General features: G+C 71.6%; 18 protein-coding genes. 7 read left to right on the top strand and 11 right to left on the bottom strand.

Annotation, left to right across the window (positions count from 1 at the left end; all coding sequences use genetic code 11):
- The first annotated feature begins 6 nt into the window (after window positions 1-6).
- Window positions 7-1,797 (top strand): Ig-like domain repeat protein, encoded by a 1,791-nt coding sequence (locus ACYU8V_RS15460; protein ID WP_460848598.1) that lies wholly within the window; start codon window positions 7-9, stop codon window positions 1,795-1,797.
- Here the strand turns inward: ACYU8V_RS15460 and ACYU8V_RS15455 are convergent.
- The 6 genes from ACYU8V_RS15455 to ACYU8V_RS15430 all read right to left on the bottom strand — a co-directional run bounded on the left by ACYU8V_RS15455 (window position 1,794) and on the right by ACYU8V_RS15430 (window position 7,599).
- A complete protein-coding gene (locus ACYU8V_RS15455; protein ID WP_460848596.1) occupies window positions 1,794-2,456 on the bottom strand; it encodes an HNH endonuclease family protein in 663 nt (220 codons plus the stop codon). The genes ACYU8V_RS15460 and ACYU8V_RS15455 overlap by 4 nt on opposite strands.
- Window positions 2,457-2,525: 69 nt before the next feature.
- Entirely contained in the window at window positions 2,526-3,338 is an 813-nt protein-coding gene (locus ACYU8V_RS15450; RefSeq protein ID WP_460848595.1) for a crotonase/enoyl-CoA hydratase family protein, read from the bottom strand.
- A complete protein-coding gene (locus ACYU8V_RS15445) occupies window positions 3,335-4,399 on the bottom strand; it encodes an LLM class F420-dependent oxidoreductase (RefSeq protein ID WP_460848594.1) in 1,065 nt (354 codons plus the stop codon). The genes ACYU8V_RS15450 and ACYU8V_RS15445 overlap by 4 nt, the downstream gene beginning before the upstream one ends.
- On the bottom strand, window positions 4,396-5,583 hold the full coding sequence (locus ACYU8V_RS15440) for an acyl-CoA dehydrogenase family protein (protein ID WP_460848593.1): 1,188 nt from the start codon (window positions 5,581-5,583) through the stop codon (window positions 4,396-4,398). The genes ACYU8V_RS15445 and ACYU8V_RS15440 overlap by 4 nt, the downstream gene beginning before the upstream one ends.
- The gene (locus ACYU8V_RS15435; protein WP_460848592.1) at window positions 5,580-6,344 is read right to left on the bottom strand and encodes a 3-hydroxyacyl-CoA dehydrogenase; all 765 of its coding nucleotides are present in this window, start codon (window positions 6,342-6,344) and stop codon (window positions 5,580-5,582) included. The genes ACYU8V_RS15440 and ACYU8V_RS15435 overlap by 4 nt, the downstream gene beginning before the upstream one ends.
- A gap of 61 nt (window positions 6,345-6,405) precedes the next feature.
- The gene (locus ACYU8V_RS15430) at window positions 6,406-7,599 is read right to left on the bottom strand and encodes a thiolase family protein (RefSeq protein WP_460848590.1); all 1,194 of its coding nucleotides are present in this window, start codon (window positions 7,597-7,599) and stop codon (window positions 6,406-6,408) included.
- Window positions 7,600-7,711: 112 nt separating this feature from the next.
- Here ACYU8V_RS15430 and ACYU8V_RS15425 point away from each other — a divergent pair, with 112 nt between their 5' ends.
- Window positions 7,712-8,302: a TetR/AcrR family transcriptional regulator gene (locus tag ACYU8V_RS15425; protein WP_460848589.1), complete on the top strand. Its 591-nt coding sequence runs from the start codon at window positions 7,712-7,714 to the stop codon at window positions 8,300-8,302.
- Between the two features lie 22 nt (window positions 8,303-8,324).
- Here the strand turns inward: ACYU8V_RS15425 and ACYU8V_RS15420 are convergent, their stop codons facing one another.
- Entirely contained in the window at window positions 8,325-9,533 is a 1,209-nt protein-coding gene (locus tag ACYU8V_RS15420; protein WP_460848588.1) for an acyl-CoA dehydrogenase family protein, read from the bottom strand.
- A 76-nt stretch (window positions 9,534-9,609) separates the two neighbouring features.
- Here ACYU8V_RS15420 and ACYU8V_RS15415 point away from each other — a divergent pair, with 76 nt between their 5' ends.
- Complete coding sequence (locus tag ACYU8V_RS15415) at window positions 9,610-10,212, top strand: TetR/AcrR family transcriptional regulator (RefSeq protein ID WP_460848587.1); 603 nt, start codon at window positions 9,610-9,612, stop codon at window positions 10,210-10,212.
- Here ACYU8V_RS15415 and ACYU8V_RS15410 read toward each other — a convergent pair.
- Window positions 10,181-11,485, bottom strand: a complete 1,305-nt coding sequence (locus tag ACYU8V_RS15410) for a cytochrome P450 (protein WP_460848585.1) — start codon at window positions 11,483-11,485, stop codon at window positions 10,181-10,183. The genes ACYU8V_RS15415 and ACYU8V_RS15410 overlap by 32 nt on opposite strands.
- A gap of 100 nt (window positions 11,486-11,585) precedes the next feature.
- Between ACYU8V_RS15410 and ACYU8V_RS15405 the strand changes: the two genes are divergently transcribed.
- Both ACYU8V_RS15405 and ACYU8V_RS15400 read left to right on the top strand, forming a co-directional pair.
- A complete protein-coding gene (locus ACYU8V_RS15405) occupies window positions 11,586-12,314 on the top strand; it encodes an HAD family hydrolase (RefSeq protein WP_460848583.1) in 729 nt (242 codons plus the stop codon).
- A complete protein-coding gene (locus tag ACYU8V_RS15400) occupies window positions 12,311-14,836 on the top strand; it encodes a glycoside hydrolase family 65 protein (RefSeq protein ID WP_460848582.1) in 2,526 nt (841 codons plus the stop codon). The genes ACYU8V_RS15405 and ACYU8V_RS15400 overlap by 4 nt, the downstream gene beginning before the upstream one ends.
- 9 nt (window positions 14,837-14,845) lie before the next feature.
- Here ACYU8V_RS15400 and ACYU8V_RS15395 read toward each other — a convergent pair whose 3' ends face one another.
- The 3 genes from ACYU8V_RS15395 to ACYU8V_RS15385 form a co-directional block, all read right to left on the bottom strand.
- Entirely contained in the window at window positions 14,846-15,031 is a 186-nt protein-coding gene (locus ACYU8V_RS15395; RefSeq protein WP_460848581.1) for a hypothetical protein, read from the bottom strand.
- A 52-nt stretch (window positions 15,032-15,083) separates the two neighbouring features.
- Window positions 15,084-15,848 carry a hypothetical protein gene (locus ACYU8V_RS15390; protein WP_460848579.1) on the bottom strand — a complete coding sequence of 255 codons (765 nt, stop codon included), beginning with the start codon at window positions 15,846-15,848 and terminating at the stop codon, window positions 15,084-15,086.
- A gap of 70 nt (window positions 15,849-15,918) precedes the next feature.
- Window positions 15,919-17,823 carry an APC family permease gene (locus ACYU8V_RS15385; protein WP_460848577.1) on the bottom strand — a complete coding sequence of 635 codons (1,905 nt, stop codon included), beginning with the start codon at window positions 17,821-17,823 and terminating at the stop codon, window positions 15,919-15,921.
- Between the two features lie 139 nt (window positions 17,824-17,962).
- Here ACYU8V_RS15385 and ACYU8V_RS15380 point away from each other — a divergent pair, with 139 nt between their 5' ends.
- Complete coding sequence (locus tag ACYU8V_RS15380; RefSeq protein WP_460848575.1) at window positions 17,963-18,283, top strand: hypothetical protein; 321 nt, start codon at window positions 17,963-17,965, stop codon at window positions 18,281-18,283.
- A complete protein-coding gene (gene kdpF, locus ACYU8V_RS15375) occupies window positions 18,280-18,369 on the top strand; it encodes a K(+)-transporting ATPase subunit F (RefSeq protein WP_460848573.1) in 90 nt (29 codons plus the stop codon). Before ACYU8V_RS15380 ends, kdpF begins: the two co-directional genes overlap by 4 nt.
- The last annotated feature ends 2 nt before the right edge of the window (window positions 18,370-18,371 follow it).

Genomic DNA, 18,371 nt, shown 5'->3' with positions numbered 1-18,371 from the left:
CGGGTTGTGTCCCTCAGTGCCCGCACCCTGGCCCTCGCGGCCCTCCTCGTGACGGCGGCCGTCCCCACGGCTGCCCACGCCGCCGCCGGAGGCGGCCACACGCGACCCATCGTCCCCGCGACGGGCCTGCCCGCAGGTGTGATGCCGCTGCGCTCACCGGGGAGCGGCGTCTCTCCGAACCTGCTGGTCGCGCCCCACCTCACCTATCGCGGCGGCCGGGTGCTCACCAACCCCGTGGTCGAGCCCGTGCTGTGGGGCACCGGCAAGACCTATCAGCCCGAGGTGGACGGCGGCACCACCCCTCCCGCCGGACTGGGCGGCTTCTTCGGCGCGGTGCTGCACTCGTCGTACCTCGCCTGGCTCGATGAGTACCGCACCGCCGCCACGGGCATCGGCGGCACCTCGTTGGAGTACGGCGACGTCGATGCGGCGACCCGGCTGACGTTCACGACCCCGGCGAGCGTCAGCGACGCGACCATCCAGAGCACCCTGGCCGCCGATGCCGCGGACGGCACCCTGCCGGCTCCGGTGCCGGACGGCAACGGGCACAGCGACACCGTCTATGCGCTGTTCTTCCCGGCGGGAACGACCATCACCGACCCCAACGGCAACAAGTCGATGGTCCAGTTCTGCGCCTACCACGGGACCACCACCGTCAAGGTCAACGACATGAACCTGACCTACCTGGTGCTGCCCGACCCCTCGCCGGCCGGCGGCGGCTGCGGCCCCGGCACCGACGCGCAGGTGCTCGAGAGCTACACCTCGCACGAGCTGGTCGAGACCATGACCGACCCCGACGTCGGGATCGCGACCGGCACCGGCGCCGGCGTCCTGGGCTGGTACGACGACAACAACGGCGAGATCTCCGACATCTGCGACACCGGGCAGGCCACCGACGACGTCGCTCTCGGCGACTACCAGGTCCAGAAGGCGTGGAGCAACAGCGCCAACATCTGCCTTGCCGACCGCTCCTCCCTCGCCGCCGCGGCGCCGACCGGGGTCGCGGCCCGGCTCAACTCCGACGGCTCCGCGACGCTCACCTGGACCCCGCCCGCCGGATCCCTCGCCGAGTACGACGTGCAGGAGGCCGCGCCGGGCAGCCCGGCCGGGTCCCTCGGCATCACCGTCGGCCACGTCGCCGCGGGCGGCACCGACTGGACATCCCCCGGCCCTGTCGACCCGGGCACCACCCTGAGCGTCGCGGCACGCAGCACCTCGCTGGTGGCGAGCCCGGCCGTCTCGACCCCCGTCCAGAAGGCGACGCCCACCGTCTCCGTGCCGACGACCTCGGTCCTGGTCACACGCACCTGGCAGGTCCACGTGAGCTCGCCCGGGCCGATCCCCACCGGCACCGTCACGGTGACCTCGTCGACCGGCGCCCCGCTCGGCTCAGCCCCGCTGGACTCCCTCGGCATCGCCCACGTCCGTGCGGCCACCGCGGGGACCTGGGCCGGGGCGCACGTGCGCTACAGCGGAGACCTCGCGACGACCTCCGCCCAGACCGTGACGTCGTTGAGCGCGCACAAGGCCGCCAGCAGCATCCGTGAGACCTCGAAACTGCTGAGCGGGCATCGGGTCCGGGTGACCCTGGACGTGACCTCGACGCTGCCGGTGACCGGACGGCTGACCATCAAGAACGGCTCCGCGACGATCAAGGCACTCACCCTGACCGCCGGCGAGCACGGCCACGTCGTCGTCACCCTCACGCTCGCCCGGGGACGCCACACCCTCACCGCGACGTACGCCGGATCGGCGACCGTCCTGGGCAGCAGGCACTCCTGGACGGTGAACGTCTAGCTCACTGTGGCGCGGTGGGTGCGGAGCACCGGGTTGCCGCAGTAGGTCGCCATCCGCAGCAGGTCGGCCTTCTCCGCGCGGTCGATCGCCAGGCCCCACCGCGTCTTCACCACGACCCAGGACCGCACGTAGCGGCACGGGTGGTCGATCGGCATCCACTCGTCCGGCTCCTGGTCGCCCTTGGAGCGGTTGGCGTGCAGCGAGACCGCGACGAGGGTGCGCGGGTCGGCGAGGTCGTTGGCGTAGGCCTCGCGGCGCGACGGCGACCAGCGCCGGCCCCCGGACGCCCAGACCTCCGACAGCGGCACCAGGTGGTCGATGTCGAGCTGGGAGGCGTAGCGGTAGGTGGTGTCGTCGTACCAGTCGTACCAGCGGCCGGTCTCGACCGTGCAGTTGTCGTTCGCGGTGATCTGCACCGAGGAGCTGCGGATGAGCACCTCGGCACGGGTGTCGAAGCAGTCCCCGTCCTGGTCGGTCCAGGTCGGGAACAGGTCGCGGTCGTAGCCGCTCGGCGTCTCGGCGGCCACCCGCAGCGCATTGATCGCGGCGCGCATCCGCAGCGTCACGGCCGTGCCGTTGCCGGCGTACGACGAGGCCTGGGCGGGGGCCGGGATCAGGAGGCCCGCCACCAGGAGCAGCGGGAGGAGGACGCGACGCACGAGGGCAGGCTACGTCGTCCCGTAGGTGGGAGAGTGACCTATCGGTCACTCTCACACCTACGGGAGCGCTCAGTGGCCCTGGTACGCCGGCGGGCGCTTCTCCAGGAAGGCACCCACCGCCTCGTTGAGGTCGTCGCTGAGCAGGAACGCCGAGTTCCACACCGCGACGTAGCGCAGCCCGGCCTCGACCCGTGGCCCGCGCTCGGCGTCGAGGACGTCCTTGATGCCCTGCGCGACGAGCGGCGAGTTGGCGGCCATCCGGCCCGCCAGGTCCGCGGCCGCGGCGCGGAGGGCGGCGCCGTCGGCGTACAGGCTGTTGACCAGGCCGATCCGCTCGGCGCGGGCGGCGTCGATGTCGTCGGCGGTGAGCGCGAGCTCGCGCAGGTGGCCGTCGCCGATGATGCCGACCAGGCGCTGCAGGCTGCCCAGGTCGGCCACGATGGCGACCTTGGCCTCGCGGATGCTGAACTTCGCGTCGACGGTGGCGATGCGGACGTCGCAGGCCGAGGCCAGGTCGACGCCGCCGCCGATGCACCAGCCCTCGATCGCGGCGATCGTGGGCTTGCGGCAGGCGGCCACGGCGGTGACGGTGGCCTGCCAGTCGCGGATCAGCTCGAGGAACTCGGCGCGGCCGGCGGCGCCGGGCCGCTGACCCAGGCTGCCGAAGGTTCCGGCCGCCTCGGCCAGGTCCAGGCCGAAGGAGAAGTGCCCGCCGCTGCCGGTGACGACGATCGCCCGGACGTCGGCGTCGCGGTCGAGCGCGGAGAAGGTCTCCCGCAGCTCGGCGAAGAACGCCCCGTCCATGACCGGCTTGCCGCCGGACCCGGCGAGGCCGACGGTGGCGACATGACCGTCACGGGCGATCGTGAACCGGCCGCTCACGCGCGGGCCGCCTTGTGCTCGGCCAGCAGGCCGGACAGCGCCTGCACGTGCGCGACGCGGTCGGCCGGGTCGGCGGCGACCGGGTTGATCAGCAGGGTGCGGACGCCGGCGTCGTCGAGCTCGGTGAGCTGGCGACGGATCGAGTCCTCGTCGCCCATCAGCGTCACGGCCTCGACCAGGTCGGCGGGCACGATCCTCGCCGCCTCGGCCTTCTGGCCGGACAGGTAGAGGTCCTGGATCTCCTTGGCCTCGTCCTCGTAGCCGTAGCGGCAGGCGAGCTGGTTGTAGAAGTTCTTGTCCCGCGCACCCATCCCGCCGATGTAGAGCGCCAGCTGGTCGCGCACCTTCTGCACCTCCTCCGGCGACGGCTCGCCGAGGTGGTAGCTGATCTGCAGCTGGATGTCGAGCTCGCCGAGGCTCGGGTCGCGCTTCGCGAGACCGGCGTCGAGCGCCGATCCCCAGGCCTGCCGGGCCTTGAGCGGGTGGAAGAACAGCGGCTGCCATCCCTGCGAGATCTCCGCGACCAGCTCGACGTTCTTCTCGCCGAGGGCGGCGATCGAGACCGGGATGTCGCTGCGGACCGGGTGGTTGATCAGCTTGAGCGGCTTGCCGAGCCCGGTGCCACCGTCCTCCTTGGTCAGCGGCGCCTTGTAGTACTTGCCGGCGTGGTCGAGCACCTCGCGCTTCCACACGGTGCGGCAGATCTCGACGACCTCGCGGGTGCGGCCGAGCGGGGCGTCGTACTTCACGCCGTGGAAGCCCTCGACGACCTGCGGCCCGGACGCGCCGAGACCGAGGATGAAGCGGCCACCGGACACGTAGTCCATGCCGGCCGCGGTCATGGCCAGCAGCGCCGGCGTCCGCGAGTAGACCTGCAGGATCGCCGACATCAGCTCGACCTTCTCGGTCTTCGCCGCGAGGAAGCCGAGCAGGCTGACCGCGTCGTAGGAGTAGGCCTCCGGCATGGCGACCATCTCGAGACCGGCCTGCTCGTAGGCGACGATGAGGTCGACGGTCTCCGCGAACTCGCCCGCGTAGTTGATGATCATTCCGAGCTTCATCGCCCGGCCTCCTTCGGGTAGCGGCCCGCGATGTCGCGGCCGACGATCTCCTTCATGATCTGGCTCGTGCCGCCATAGATGGTCTGCACGCGACAGTCACGATAGGCCCGGCCGATCGGGTACTCGTTCATGAACCCGTACCCGCCGAACAGCTGCAGGCAGCGCGAGGTCACCCGCACCTGCATCTCGGTCGCCCAGAGCTTGGCCTTGGACGCCTCCGCGGTGGTCAGCGTGCCCTCGTTGAGCGACAGCGCGGCGGCCTGCACGTAGGCGCGGGTCACCTCGACCTCGGTCTCGAGGTCGGCCAGCTCGAAGCGGGTCGCCTGGAGGTCGCCGATGCGCTGGCCGAAGGCCTCACGCTCGAAGACGTAGTCCTGCGTCCACCGCAGCGCGGCCTCGGCACCGGCCAGCCCCTGGAACGCCAGCGAGAGCCGCTCCTTGGGCAGGCGCTGCATCAGGTACATCAGCCCCTGACCGGGCTCGCCGAGCACGTTGTGCGCGGGGACGTGCACGTCCTCGAAGACCAGCTCGGCGGTGTCCTGGCCGGGGATGCCGACCTTGTCGAGCTTGCGGCCGCGGCTGAACCCCGCGTCGTCACGCTCGACCACCAGCAGGCTGAAGCCGCGCGAGCCCGCGTCCGGGTCGGTCCGGGCGAAGACGATGACCAGGTCGGCGTTGATGCCATTGGTGATGAACGTCTTCTGCCCGTTGAGCACCCAGCCGTCGCCGTCGCGGACCGCGCTGGTGCGGACGCCCTGCAGGTCGCTGCCGGCGCCGGGCTCGGTCATCGCGATCGCGCCGACGAGCTCGCCCGAGGCAAGCCCCGGCAGCCACCGCTGCTTCTGCTCCTCGGTGCACAGGTCGAGGAAGTAGGGCAGCACGATGTCGTCCTGCAGCCGCAGGCCGAGGTTGTACGACGTGGCACCGATCGCCGCGAGCTCCTCGGTGACGACCATCGGGTAGCGGATGTCCGGCTCGCCGCCACCGCCGTGCCGCTCGGGCACGGACAGGCCGATGATGCCGTTCCTGCCGGCCGCCAGCCAGGCGCTGCGCGGGACGAGTCGCTCCTCCTCCCACTCCAGGTAGTACGGCTCCACCTCGCGGCGCACGAACTCGCGCACCGAGGCGCGGTAGGCCTCGTGGTCCTCGGTGTAGAAGCCGCCGCGCTGGTTGAGGGAGGTCATCGCGGGGCCATCCGGATCGCGCCGTCGAGCCGGATCGTCTCGCCGTTGAGCATCGGGTTCTCGACCACGTGGGCCGCGAGGGCGCCGTACTCCCGGGGGTCGCCGAGGCGCGAGGGGTGCGGCACCTGCTGGCCCAGGCTGCGCCGGGCCTCCTCGGGCAGCGAGGCGAGCAGCGGGGTGTCGAACAGGCCGGGCGCGATCGTGACCACGCGGATGCCGATCGTGGACAGGTCGCGCGCGATCGGGAGGGTCATGCCGACGACGCCGCCCTTCGACGCGGAGTACGCCGCCTGGCCGATCTGGCCGTCGAAGGCCGCCACCGACGCGGTGTTGACGATGACCCCGCGCTCCTCACCGAGCAGGTCGAGGCCGGCCATGTGCGCCGCGGCGAGGCGGATGACGTTGAAGGTGCCGAGCAGGTTGATCTCGATGATCCGCTGGAACTTGTCGTAGGGGTAGGGCTCGTTGCCCTTGCCGACGGTCTTGATCGCGTCGCCGGTGCCGGCGCAGTTGACCACGACGCGGAGATCTCCCAGCTCAGCCGTGGCAGCGATGGCCGCCTTCACATCCGCCTCGCTGCGGACGTCGCCGGGGGCGAAGCGCACGGCGTCGCCCAGCTCCTTGGCGGCCACCTCGCCGGGTCCGCCCGGGAGGTCGAGGATGACGGCACGGCCGCCCTTGGCGAGCAGGGCCTCGACGGTGGCGCGGCCGAGGCCGGAGGCGCCGCCGGTGACGAGGGCGACGGTGTTGTCGATCTGCATTCTCAGTTCCTTCTCTATGACTCGAGGAGCTCGAGGGGTGTGTGGAGGTGGACGCCCGTGGTCAGAGACGCTCGATGATGGTGGCGTTGGCCATGCCCTGGGCCTCGCACATGGTCTGCAGGCCGTAGCGGCCGCCGGTGGCCTCGAGGTGGTGGAGCAGGGTGGTCAGCAGCCGGGTGCCGGACGAGCCGAGCGCATGCCCGAGGGCGATCGCGCCGCCGCGCGGGTTCAGCCGCGCCGGGTCCGCGCCGAGGTCGTGCGCCCAGGCGAGCGGGACCGGGGCGAACGCCTCGTTGACCTCGTAGGCGTCGATGTCGTCGATGCCGAGACCGGCCTTGGCGAGGGCCTTCTGGCTCGCCGGGATGGGTGCGGTCAGCATCATCAGCGGGTCGTCGCCGACCACGGCGTACGACACGAAGCGGGCGCGCGGGGTCAGGCCGAGCCGTGCCGCCATCTCCTCGCTCATGATCAGCGCGGCCGAGGCACCGTCGGTGAACGGCGAGGAGTTGCCCGGGTGGATCTGCCACTCGATGTCGGGGAAGCGTGCGGCCAGCTCGTCGGTGCGGAAGGCCGGCTGGAGCCGGCCGAGGCCCTCGGCCGTGGTGCTGGCGCGCACGGTCTCGTCGACGCGGTGCTCGACGGTGGAGCCGTCCGCCGCCCCCACCGCGATCGGGAGGATCTCCTTGTCGAAGGCGCCCGCGGCGATGGCCGCGGCGGCCCGGCGGTGCGACTCGGCCGAGTAGGCGTCGAGCGCGTCCCGGTCGAGCTTCCAGCGCCGGGCGACGAGCTCGGCGGAGACGCCCTGGTTGACCAGCCCCTCGGGGTAGCGCGCATGCACCTCGGGACCCGCGCTGTCCTTGCCCTGGGTGGTGCTCCCCATCGGCACCCGGCTCATCGACTCGACACCGGCGGCGATCACGACGTCGTACGCACCGGCCGCGACGCCCTGCGCCGCGAAGTGGACGGCCTGCTGGCTGGAGCCGCAGGCGCGGTCGATGGTGGTGGCCGGGACGGACTCCGGAAAGCCCGCGCCGAGCACGGCGGCGCGCCCGATGTTGAGCGCCTGCTCGCCGCCCTGCATCACGCAGCCGGTGATGACGTCGTCGACGAGGGCGGGGTCGAGGTGGTTGCGCTCGACGATCGCCTTCAGCACGTGGACGAGCAGCGAGGTGGGGTGGGTGCCGGACAGGGCGCCGCCCGGCTTGCCCTTGCCGGACGCGAGACGGACGACGTCGACGATGACGGGAGTGGACATGGGGACCTCCAGGACCGGATGATTAACCAGTCAGTCCTGACTGGTTTGTGCGAGGGTAGCCTTCGACTCCGCCGTTTGTCACCTGTCCGTCCGTGTTCGAGAGGAGCGCCACATGGCCCGAGCCGTGCAGACCCGCACGCTCGACGTCCAGCGCCGGATCCTCGACGCGGCGGTGGAGGTCCTGCTCGAGCACGGGTACGGCGGGGCCTCCACCGTGCAGATCCAGGAGCGGGCCGGGGTCTCCCGCGGCCGGCTGCTGCACCACTTCCCCTCGCGCGACGCGCTGCTCATCGCCGCGGCCCAGCACCTGGCCCGCGCGCGGGTCGGCGAGCTCCCCAGCGACCACGTCTGGCCCGAGGACCCCGCCGCGCGGATCGACGCGATCGTCGACACCATGGCGGCGACGTTCACGCAGGGCTACTTCTGGGCCGCCACCGAGCTGTGGATCGCGGCGCGCACCCACGAGGAGCTGCGGGAGGCGCTGCTGCCCGGCGAGCGCGAGATCGCCCGCGCGATCCGCACCGCCATGGACGGCTTCTTCGGCCCCGACCTGTGCGCGCGCGAGGACTACGAGGGCCTGCGCGAGATCCTGTTCACCAGCCTGCGCGGGATGGCGCTGACCACCGCCTTCGACCCCCGCCCCGAGCCGACCGCACGGCACGTGGAGCGACTCAAGGTGCTCGCGCGGTCGGTGCTGCTCTGAGGCGCGAGGGCCCCGGGCACCCTCAGCCGGTGATGTCACGGCCGATGAGGCGACGCGCGATGATCCACTGCTGCAGCTCGTTGGCACCCTCGAAGATCTCCAGGATCTTCGCGTCGCGGTAGAGCTCCTCGAGCCGCACCGACTCGCCGGTCTCGCCGACCTGGCGGGCGAAGCCGAGGGCGCCGTGGATCTGGAGCGACTCCCGGACGAGGTCGCCGGCGAGGCGGGTGCCGTACGCCTTCGCCATCGCGGCCTCCGGCTCGGCCGTCGGGTCGCCGCCGTCCAGCAGCAGCGCCGCCTTCTGGTAGAGGCTGCGGGCGCACTCGATCTCGGTGGCGCGCTGGGCCATCACGAACTGCCAGTGCTGCAGGGCTCCGAGCGGGCGGCCGAAGACCTCCCGCGTCTGCAGCCGGTGGACCGCCAGGTCGAGGGCCGCCTGCGCGACACCGACCCCCGCCGCGCCGATGCCGATCCGCCCGCGCACCAGCGCATGCAGCGCGACGGCCATGCCGCCGCCCGGCTCGCCGAGCAGGTTCTCGCGCGGGACGTGGACGTCCTCGAGCACGATGTCGGCCGTGATCTGGCCGCGGTGACCCATCTTGAGGTCGGGGGTGCCGATGCGGACGCCGGGACTGGTCAGGTCGATGAGCAGCATGTGCGCACGGTCGCCGTCGCGGCCGGCCCGCACCAGGATCGAGACCCAGCCCGCCACCACGCTGTTGGTGATCCAGCGCTTGCGGCCGTTGACGACGAAGCCGTCGGCGGTCTCCTCGGCCCACGTCTGCAGCCGCGATGCCGTCAGGTCCGAGCTCGTCTCCGGCTCGGTCGTCGCGAAGGCGAACGCCTGCTCGCCGGAGACCAGGTCCGGCACGAGGCGGTCCCTGACCTGCGGCCGGGCGAAGGACAGCGTGGCGGGTACGAGGATGCACTGGCCGTCGTACACCCCGGCCAGGGAGGACGACTCGTAGGCGATCTCCTCGGCCACCGTGCACACGCCGAGCATCGGGTGGTCGTAGCCGCCGAACGGCACCGCGAACAGGCCCTCGTCCGCGAGCCCGCGGAACGCCTTCCACGGGAAGCTGTCGGCGGACTCCTCGCGAGCGCCGATCTCGCGCGCCACCGGCGCGACGTGGGTGGCGACGGCCGCGCGGGCCCGGGCGCGCAGCGCGATGGTCTCCTCGGGCAGGAACAGGTCGTGGGTCATCCGATCCTGGGTGCGCGGGACGGTCATGGCGTTCTCCTTAGAATCGGACGGTCGTACGATTTCAATATAATCGTACAAGCGTCAGATTCGCTAGGGTGGTGTCGTGGAGTCCACCGAGACCAAGGCCGCGCGCACCCGCCGGCGCATCCTCGAGGCGTCCGCGCACGAGTTCGCCCAGCACGGGTACGGCGGTGCGAGCCTGCGTCGGATCGCGGACGCCGCCGGGCTGAAGGTCGGCAGCCTCGCGTTCCACTTCCCCGGCAAGGACGACCTGGTCGCGGCCACGCTCCAGGAGGGCGTGGACTCGGCACGCGCAGCGCTCGAGGCCGCGATCGCCACGGTCGACGAGGACGCCCTGCCGACCGAGCGGCTACGGGCCGCGGTGCGCGGGCACCTCGCCGCCCTGCACGCCAGCGACGACCGAGCGGCGTCGGTCGTGCGGATGGTCGAGACCCTGCCCCCGCACCTGCGCGAGGCGCACGTGGTCCACGAGCGCCGGTTCGCGAAGGTCTGGCTCGACGTCCTGGACCGCGGGCGGCGCGACGGCGTGGTCCGTGACGACGTCGACCTGCGGGTGCTACGCGACCTGGTCGTCGGCGCGCTCAACAGCACCTCGACCAGCCGCTCCACCCACCCCGACCTCGCCGCGGTGACCGAGACGGTCGTGGCCCTGCTCAGGCCGGAGCGCCGACCCGGTCGCCGGTGAAGACGGGGAGCGCCTCGACGCCGTACACGGCCGACAGCTTGCGGAACTCCAGGTCGGCGATGTCGGCGGCCATGGTGAGGTCCGGGAAGCGCTCGGCGAGCATCCGCAGGGCGGTGCGCAGCTCCATCCGCGCCAGCTCCGCGCCGACGCAGCGGTGCATGCCCCAGCCGAAGGCCAGGTGGCGGGTGGACTCGCGGGTGGGGTCGAAGTCGCCCAGGCCGTCGCCGAGCACCGGGTCGCGGTTCGCGGCCATCAGCGAGACGCCGACCGCGTCGCCCTCGTTGATGGTCACACCGGCGACCTCGACGTCGCGCTTGGCGAAGCGCAGGAACGCGAGCTGGACGACGCACAGGTGGCGCAGCAGCTCCTCGACCACCTTGTCGACCGACTCCGGGTCCGAGCGCAGCATCCGGCCGGCCTCGGGGTTGGTCGCGATCAGGTAGGTGCCGAGCGCGAGCATCGAGGCCGAGGTCTCGTAGCCGCCGAGGAACACGCCGTCGGCGATGCCGCCGAGGGTGAGGTCGTCGAGCTCGTCGCCGTGCTCCTTCAGCAGCGCGCCGATCAGGCCGTCGCCCGGGTTCTGGCGCTGCTCGCGCACCGCGTTGATGAGGAACTCGCGGGTGCCCTTCTGCGCACCGAACGCCCCGGCGCCGCCCTCGCTGAGATCGAAGCGCGCCACACCGAGCTCGAGGAACTTCGCGCGGTCGTCGACCGGCAGACCGAGCAGGTCGCAGATCACGTCGAACGGCACCGCGAAGGCGAACTCCTGCACCATGTCGACGGCGCGACCGTCGGTGCCGGCGGCCGCCATCGCGTCGAGGCGCTTGCCGACGATCTCCTCGATGCCCGGCTGCAGCCGCGCGAGGCGACGCATCGTGAACTCGGGCGTCAGGTAGCGGCGCAGGGCCGTGTGCAGCGGCGGGTCGGTCATGCCGAGGCCGCCGATCTGCTCCTCGTCGGACTTGCCCTCCTGGGACACGAACTGGCCGAGGTCGTTGGACCAGGTCTCCGCGTCGCCCGCGAGGACCTCCCGCGCGGCGTCGTACCCGCTGACCAGCCAGACGCTCTTGCCGAACAGCGTCGCGAGCTTCTTGACCGGCGCCTCGGCCTGCACGTCCATCAGCGCGGGCAGCGGGTCGAGACCGTCACGCTTGAGCGGCAGCGAGATCGACTCGGGCAGGAAGCGCAGCTTCCGCAGGTCGATGCCGTCCTTCATGGTCCGGTTGAGCAACCAGACTCCGACGCGGTTCTTCGCGAACCCGATGAGCCCCATGGCCCCCATTCCACCATCAAATGTGCGTCATTCCCGCCTCCACGACGTCGTTCACCCGCCGGAAACCAGCGGGCGGTGCGCTCCCCACTAGCCTGTGCGCATGCCGATTCCGCCCCTGGACTGGAGCAGGTACGACGCTGCGCTGTTCGACCTCGACGGTGTGATCACCCCGACCGCCGAGGTCCACATGCGCGCGTGGGCGCGGATGTTCGGGGACTTCCTGGCCGGTCATCCGGGCCAGGCGCCCTACACCGACGCCGACTACTTCACCTACGTCGACGGCAAGCCGCGCTACGACGGGGTCCGGTCCTTCCTGGCCTCCCGCGGCATCACGCTGCCCGAGGGTGCCCCCACCGACCCGGTCACGGCGGAGACGGTGTGCGGGCTGGGCAACCGCAAGGACGCCCTGTTCGGCGAGGTGCTGGAGCGTGACGGCGTAGCGCCCTACCCGGGCTCGCTCGCGCTCTTGGACCAGCTCAGGGCGCAGGGCACGCCGATGGCCATCGTGTCCTCGAGCCGCAACGCGCCCGCGGTGCTGACCGCGGCGGGGGTCTTCGACTACTTCGACGCCGTCGTGAGCGGCGCCGTCGCGGCCGAGCTCGGGCTGGCCGGCAAGCCCGCCCCCGACACCTTCCTGCACGCGGCCGAGGCGCTGTCCGCCACGCCCGACCGGGCGGTCGTGTTCGAGGACGCCGTGAGCGGCGTGGCCGCCGGGCGGGCCGGGCACTTCGGCCTGGTCGTGGGCGTGGACCGCGGCGCCGGGGCCGACGCGCTGCGCGAGCACGGTGCGGAGCTCGTCGTACAGGACCTGCAGGAGCTGGTCCGGTGACCCCCACCCCCGAGGAGCTGCTCAACCCCGGGCCCTCCCACCACGCCCCGCCGGCGACCGATCCGCTGGACCGCAGCCGCTTCCCGGCCGACGAGTGGCGGCTGGTCGAGACCCGCTTCGACCCCAGCGACCTCGGGGTCACCGAGTCGCTGTTCACCGTGGCCAACGGCTACCTGGGCCTGCGCGGCAACTACGAGGAGGGCAGGACCTACCACTCCCACGGCACCTTCCTCAACGGCTTCCACGAGACCTGGCCGATCCTGCACGCCGAGGAGGCGTTCGGGTTCGCGCGCACCGGCCAGACCATCGTCAACGCCCCGGACCCCAAGATCATCAGGCTGTACGTCGACGACGAGCCGCTCCACCTCACCAAGGCCGAGCTGATCGACTACCAGCGCTCGCTGGACTTCCGCACCGGCGTACTGACCCGCGACCTGGTGTGGCGCACGCCCGGCGGCAAGCGGGTGCGGGTCCGGAGCACCCGGATGGTGCCGCTGGAGCAGCGCCACCTCGCGATCATCACCTACGAGGTGACCCTGCTGAACTACCCGGCATCGGTCGCGCTGTCCTCGCAGGTGATCAACCGCCAGGACGGCCAGCCGACGTCCAACGGCGACGCCGAGGAGTCCACCGACCCCCGCAAGGCCTCGGTGTTCAACCGCCGCGTGCTGCAGCCGGTGCTGCACGGTGCCGACGCCGATACCGGCCGGCTCGAGCTCGGCTACCGCACCACCTCCTCCGGCATGACCATCGGCGTGGTGGCCGACCACCGGCTCGAGACCGAGGCCGACTTCTCGGTCCAGGCCCACGCCGAGGACGACCTCGCCAAGCTGATCTACCGCATCGCCGCCCAGCCGGGCCAGACGATCACGCTCACCAAGGTGGTCTCGGTCCACACCGCCGAGTCGGTGCCGGCCCGCGAGCTGATCGACCGCTGCGAGCGCACCCTGGACCGCACCTGGGAGCAGGGCATCGAGGCGCAGTACGCCGCCCAGCGCCGGCTCCTCGACGTCTTCTGGGAGCGCGGCGACGTGGAGGTCCCCGGCCAGCCCGCGATCCAGCAGGCCGTGCGCTGGAACCTCTTCGCGGTGCTGCAGGCCGCGGCCCGCGCGGAGGGGCAGGGCATCCCCGCGAAGGGGGTGTCCGGGTCCGGCTACGGCGGTCACTACTTCTGGGACACCGAGATCTACGTCCTGCCGTTCCTGACCTACACGATGCCCTGGGCGTCGCGGAACGCACTGCACTTCCGGCACACCCTGCTGCCCGCGGCCCGCGACCGTGCCCGCGAGCTGGCCCAGAAGGGCGCCCTGTTCCCCTGGCGCACCATCAACGGCCAGGAGGCCTCGGCCTACTACGCCGCCGGCACCGCGCAGTACCACATCGACGCCGACATCTCCTACGCCCTCAGCCAGTACGTCGGTGCCACCGGGGACGTGGAGTTCCTGGCCAGCGGGGCCATCGACATCTTCGTCGAGACCGCGCGGCTGTGGGCCGACCTGGGCTTCTGGCGCGACGAGTCGCGCCGGACCTTCCACATCCACGGCGTCACCGGGCCCGACGAGTACACCACCGTCGTGAACGACAACCTGTACACGAACGTGCTCGCGCGCTTCAACCTGCGCCGGGCCGCCCGGGCGGTGTGGGAGCTGCAGCGCGACGACCCGGCGGCGTACGCCGAGATGGTGCGCCGCACCGGCCTCACCGATGACGAGCCGGACGAGTGGGCGGCCGCCGCCGACGGCATGCTGATCCCGTACGACGAGTTCCTGGGCATCCACCCGCAGGACTCCCACTTCCTCGAGCGCGAGCTGTGGGACCTGGAGAACACGCCGCTGGAGAAGCGGCCGCTGCTGCTGCACTACCACCCGCTGGTGATCTACCGGTTCCAGGTGCTCAAGCAGGCCGACGTCGTGCTGGCGCTGTTCCTGCAGGGCGAGGAGTTCAGCGCGGAGCAGAAGAAGGCCGACTTCGACTACTACGACCCGATCACCACCGGCGACTCGACGCTGTCCGGCGTCGTCCAGTCGATCATCGCCGCCGAGGTGGGGTACGCCGACCTGGCGCTGCGCTACTTCCTCGGCTCGCTGTTCGTGGACCTCGACGACCGGCACGCCAACACCTCCGACGGCCTGCACATCGCCTCCACCGGCGGCGTGTGGAGCGCCCTCGCGTGCGGCTTCGGCGGCTTCCGGGACCTCGGCGGCAGCCGCGGCGACGAGCAGTGGCAGCTCGATCCGCGACTGCCGGAGTCGTGGGAGTCGCTGACGTTCCGGCTGACCCTGCGCAAGACCCGGGTGCGGGTGTGCGTGCGGGCGACCGAGCTGGAGCTGCAGATCGAGGACGGCGCCGGCCCGCTGACGCTCATGGTCCGCGGCGAGCCGATCGCGCTGAAGGACGACCAGCCCGTCGTCGTACCTCTCGCGCACCAGGGACCGCGGCTCGAGGGCGAGCCGGTCAACCCCGCCGGCGTCCAGCGGGCCGACGGGACGGTGCTCTCCGCGATCGTCCCCTCGGGCGACTGAGCCGCATCGTCAGGCGAGGTCGTCCGGCGGGTCGGCGTAGGAGATCGAGTCGGCGCTCAGCGGGGCGTCGTCGTCGGTGTTGACCGCGGCCGCACCGGCGGTCATGGCGGCGATCACGGCGGCCGAGGCGACCCAGCGGCCGGTGACCATCACGGTGCGGCGACGGCGCGCGCGGGGTGTTGCGGGTTCCTCCATGGCTCCCGACGATGACAGACCCCGCTGAGAGGGACCTGAGATGGAGCCGGGATCAGACCTTGCGGTCCTCGGGGCTCTGCGGCAGGAAGTTCTTGGAGAGCTCGCCCCAGGCCTTCTCGATGAGGTCCTCCATGTCGAGCTCCATGGCCTTGCGGATGTAGGGCTTGGCCAGCTCGACGCGGACGACCTTGAGCAGGAACCGGCGCAGCTCGGACTCCAGGCCGGTCATCTTCTGGAACACCGCGCCGCGGCGGGTGGAGGGCTGGATGCTCAGGCCGACCTGCTCCTCGGTCGGGGTGAGCAGCTCCATCTTGATGGTGGTCGGCGCGACGGTGTGCACGATGAGCTTGAGCGGCACGACGACGTCGGCGTCGAAGGTGAGCGTGTCGAAGGGCAGCTCGAGGGTGAAGGTGACGGCGATCGGCAGGTCGACGGCGTACGTCAGGAGGTCACCGGGGATCTCCGCGGCGCTGCAGCCGGTGAACCGGCCGAAGACCTTGACGCTCGCGAACGCCCGGCCCGGGCCGGCGCCCATCGGGCCGAGCTCGATCGTGGGGCCCAGGAGCGCGTCGATGGTGTCCGCGACCCGGCCGGGGTTCAGTACCCGGCGGATGTAGTGGCGGCCGAACTGCTCGTAGCTGATGTCCACACCGGTCGGCGCCTCGACCGGGCGCGGCCCGAGCTCGGCGACCGGGTCGACGGGCATGTCCACCACCGCAGCGGCGGGATCGACCTCGGGAAGCAGGCCGGGGCCGACCTCGAGCGCGGCCTCGCTGGGCGTGAGCCTCGGCGGGAAGGTCGGCACTGCGTCGCTCACCCTCGGTCACGCCCCCTGTCGTCGTCGGCCCCGTGCGGGCACGGCGCTGACGAAAGTTAAGCACCGACGGTCAGCCGGCATGGATGTGGGGTCGGCGCCGGCGGTCCGGTTCAGCGCGGCGTACGACCTCTCGGGTCAACGGTGCCACCTCGCCCCCGCCGAAGAGCAGGAAACGCGCCAACTGGCCCAGCGGACCGCCCTCGGTCCACTCGAAGTAGATGTGCGGACGTACGCCGGTGCGCGCGCAGATGTCCAGCAGCAGCGCCGCCAGGGCGTTCGGGACCGTGGCCGCGCGGACGGTCAGCACCCGGAACTCGTCGTGCAGCACCTCGCCGTGGACCTCGATCCTGCTCTCGAAGTCGGAGTAGTCGGCGACGGTGACCTCGACGAAGATGATGTCGCCCGCGTCCGGGAGCTCGTGGTCGTCGATGACCTGGAGCATCTTCTCGCGGTACTCCGCCACGTCGCGGGCGCCCGGCTCGTTCGCCACCAGCCGGATGCTGCGCCGGGCGCAGTCGCGGAGGAAGGACTCCGCGGTGCTGTCGTAGCTGATCTCGGTGGTCCGCAGCTCCAGCGAGCGGAAGATCCGCGAGACCAGCGACAGCACGATGATCGCGGCGATGAAGCAGGCACCGATCTTGACGCCGTCGGGGCGCTCGCGGACGTTGTCGACGGTCGTGTAGGCCATCACCAGCGAGATCGCCACGAATGCGGCCGTCCAGCCGGCCTGCTTGGCCTTCCGCGCGGCGAGCGCGACCGCGACGCTCGCCGAGGTCATCAGCACCAGCACCCCGGTGGCGTACGCGCCGCCCTGCGCGTCGACGTTCGCGTCGAAGATCCAGGTGATGAGGAAGGCGGTCGCCGTCAGCACCAGCACCAGCGGCCGCGTGGCGCCCGCCCACTCCGGCGACATGCCGTAGCGCGGCAGGTAGCGCGGGATCAGGTTGAGCATGCCGGCCATCGCCGAGGCGCCCGCGAACCAGAGGATCAGGATCGTGGAGAGGTCGTACGCCGTACCGAAGGTGTCACCGAGGTAGAGGTGGGCCAGGTAGGCCAGGGCGCGTCCGTTGGCCGATCCGCCGGTCTCGAACTCCTTGGCCGGGATCAGCCAGGTGGTGACCAGGCTGGACGCGATCAGGTAGACGCTCATGATGATCGCGGCCGTGGTGAGCAGCTTCTTGGTGTTGCGGATCCGCCCGGCGGGCCGGTCCGGCCGGTCACCGGGATCGCCCTTCACGTGCCCCATGACCGCGACGCCCGTCTCGAAGCCGGACATGCCGAGCGCGAGCTTCGGGAAGAGCGTCACCGAGACCGCGATCATCAGGGCGACGTTGCCGTGCTCGAGGGTCAGCGAGTGCCACCAGTCCGGTACGACGTGGCCGTGGTGCATCACGTGCACGATCCCCACCGCGATGACGACGGCGTTGAGCGCCAGGTACACGACGACGAGGCCCACCGCGACGCTGATCGCCTCGCCGAACCCGCGCAGGAACACCGCACCGAGCAGGGCGACCAGGAACAGCGTCACCCACATCTCCTTGCCGTGCAGGTACGCCGGCATGTGCGGGTTCTCCACCGCGTGGGCGGCCGCGTCCGCGGCCGAGAGGGTGATCGTGATGATGAAGTCGGTCAGCGCGAAGCCGAGCAGGACCAGCACGAACAGCTTGCCGCGCCAGAACGGCAGCAGCCGCTCCAGCATCGCGATGGAGCCCTGCCCGTGCGGGCTCTCCTGCGCCACCCGCCGGTAGACCGGCAGCGCGCCGAACAGCGTCAGCAGGACCAGGATGATGGTCGCCATCGGGCTCAGCAGGCCGGCGGCCAGGAACGCGATGCCCGGCTGGTAGCCCAGGGTGGAGAAGTAGTCCACACCGGTCAGGCACATCACCTTCCACCAGGTGTGCGGCTTGTCGTGGGTGCCGTCCCCGTCGGAAGTCGGGGGTACGGCGTAGGGAGCTGGCCCGGCGGCGACGGTCACACCGAGAGTGAATCCGGCCGACCTACCGATGCCGGTCCTCCTAACAACTTCCTAACACCCCTGTTAGGGCTTGTCAGGCCGCGGTTAGCGGCGCGTTAGGACGGCCCTGAGCAGCCTCGCCCGGGCATTGACTGCAGTCATGTCCACCTTGATCGACGAAGCCGGCGTGCGCGCCGCCATCGGTGGTGGGGCGCTCTTCGCCTCCGTCGCCGTGATGGGCGCGCTGTCCGTCCCGACCGGGTACGCCGTCGCCGCGCTCCTGGTCCTCAGCGCCTCCCTGTGCCTCGTGCTCCCCCTCGCCCACGCCGCGCTGGTCGCCGGGGCCGGATGGGCGCTGACCGACGGCTTCGAGCTGAACCGCTTCGGCCAGATCGTGCCGAACCACACGGCCCTGCTCCTCCTCGGCGGCTTCGCCGTGGCCCTGCTCGCCGGGCGCCCCCTGCGCGGAGTGGCGCGATGAGCGCCGAGAACGTCGTCGCCCTCGTCGTGAGCGCGCTGCTGCTGGGCTACCTCGTGGTCGCCCTCCTCCTCCCCGAACGGTTCTGACC

The sequence above is a fragment of the Nocardioides ultimimeridianus genome (genome assembly GCF_054777895.1).
Note: the sequence above shows the minus strand (reverse complement) of the source record. Positions and strands in the feature narration are given on the sequence as shown.

What these genes read in the sequence shown, in the direction of transcription:
- ACYU8V_RS15445 (WP_460848594.1), bottom strand. Translation starts at nt 4,399, where the DNA reads ATGAAGCTCGGAATGATCATCAACTACGCGGGCGAGTTCGCGGAGACC.
- ACYU8V_RS15440 (WP_460848593.1), bottom strand. Translation starts at nt 5,583, where the DNA reads ATGACCTCCCTCAACCAGCGCGGCGGCTTCTACACCGAGGACCACGAG.
- ACYU8V_RS15435 (WP_460848592.1), bottom strand. Translation starts at nt 6,344, where the DNA reads ATGCAGATCGACAACACCGTCGCCCTCGTCACCGGCGGCGCCTCCGGC.
- ACYU8V_RS15430 (WP_460848590.1), bottom strand. Translation starts at nt 7,599, where the DNA reads ATGTCCACTCCCGTCATCGTCGACGTCGTCCGTCTCGCGTCCGGCAAG.
- ACYU8V_RS15425 (WP_460848589.1), top strand. Translation starts at nt 7,712, where the DNA reads ATGGCCCGAGCCGTGCAGACCCGCACGCTCGACGTCCAGCGCCGGATC.
- ACYU8V_RS15420 (WP_460848588.1), bottom strand. Translation starts at nt 9,533, where the DNA reads ATGACCGTCCCGCGCACCCAGGATCGGATGACCCACGACCTGTTCCTG.
- ACYU8V_RS15410 (WP_460848585.1), bottom strand. Translation starts at nt 11,485, where the DNA reads ATGGGGCTCATCGGGTTCGCGAAGAACCGCGTCGGAGTCTGGTTGCTC.
- ACYU8V_RS15405 (WP_460848583.1), top strand. Translation starts at nt 11,586, where the DNA reads ATGCCGATTCCGCCCCTGGACTGGAGCAGGTACGACGCTGCGCTGTTC.
- ACYU8V_RS15395 (WP_460848581.1), bottom strand. Translation starts at nt 15,031, where the DNA reads ATGGAGGAACCCGCAACACCCCGCGCGCGCCGTCGCCGCACCGTGATG.
- ACYU8V_RS15380 (WP_460848575.1), top strand. Translation starts at nt 17,963, where the DNA reads ATGTCCACCTTGATCGACGAAGCCGGCGTGCGCGCCGCCATCGGTGGT.
- kdpF (WP_460848573.1), top strand. Translation starts at nt 18,280, where the DNA reads ATGAGCGCCGAGAACGTCGTCGCCCTCGTCGTGAGCGCGCTGCTGCTG.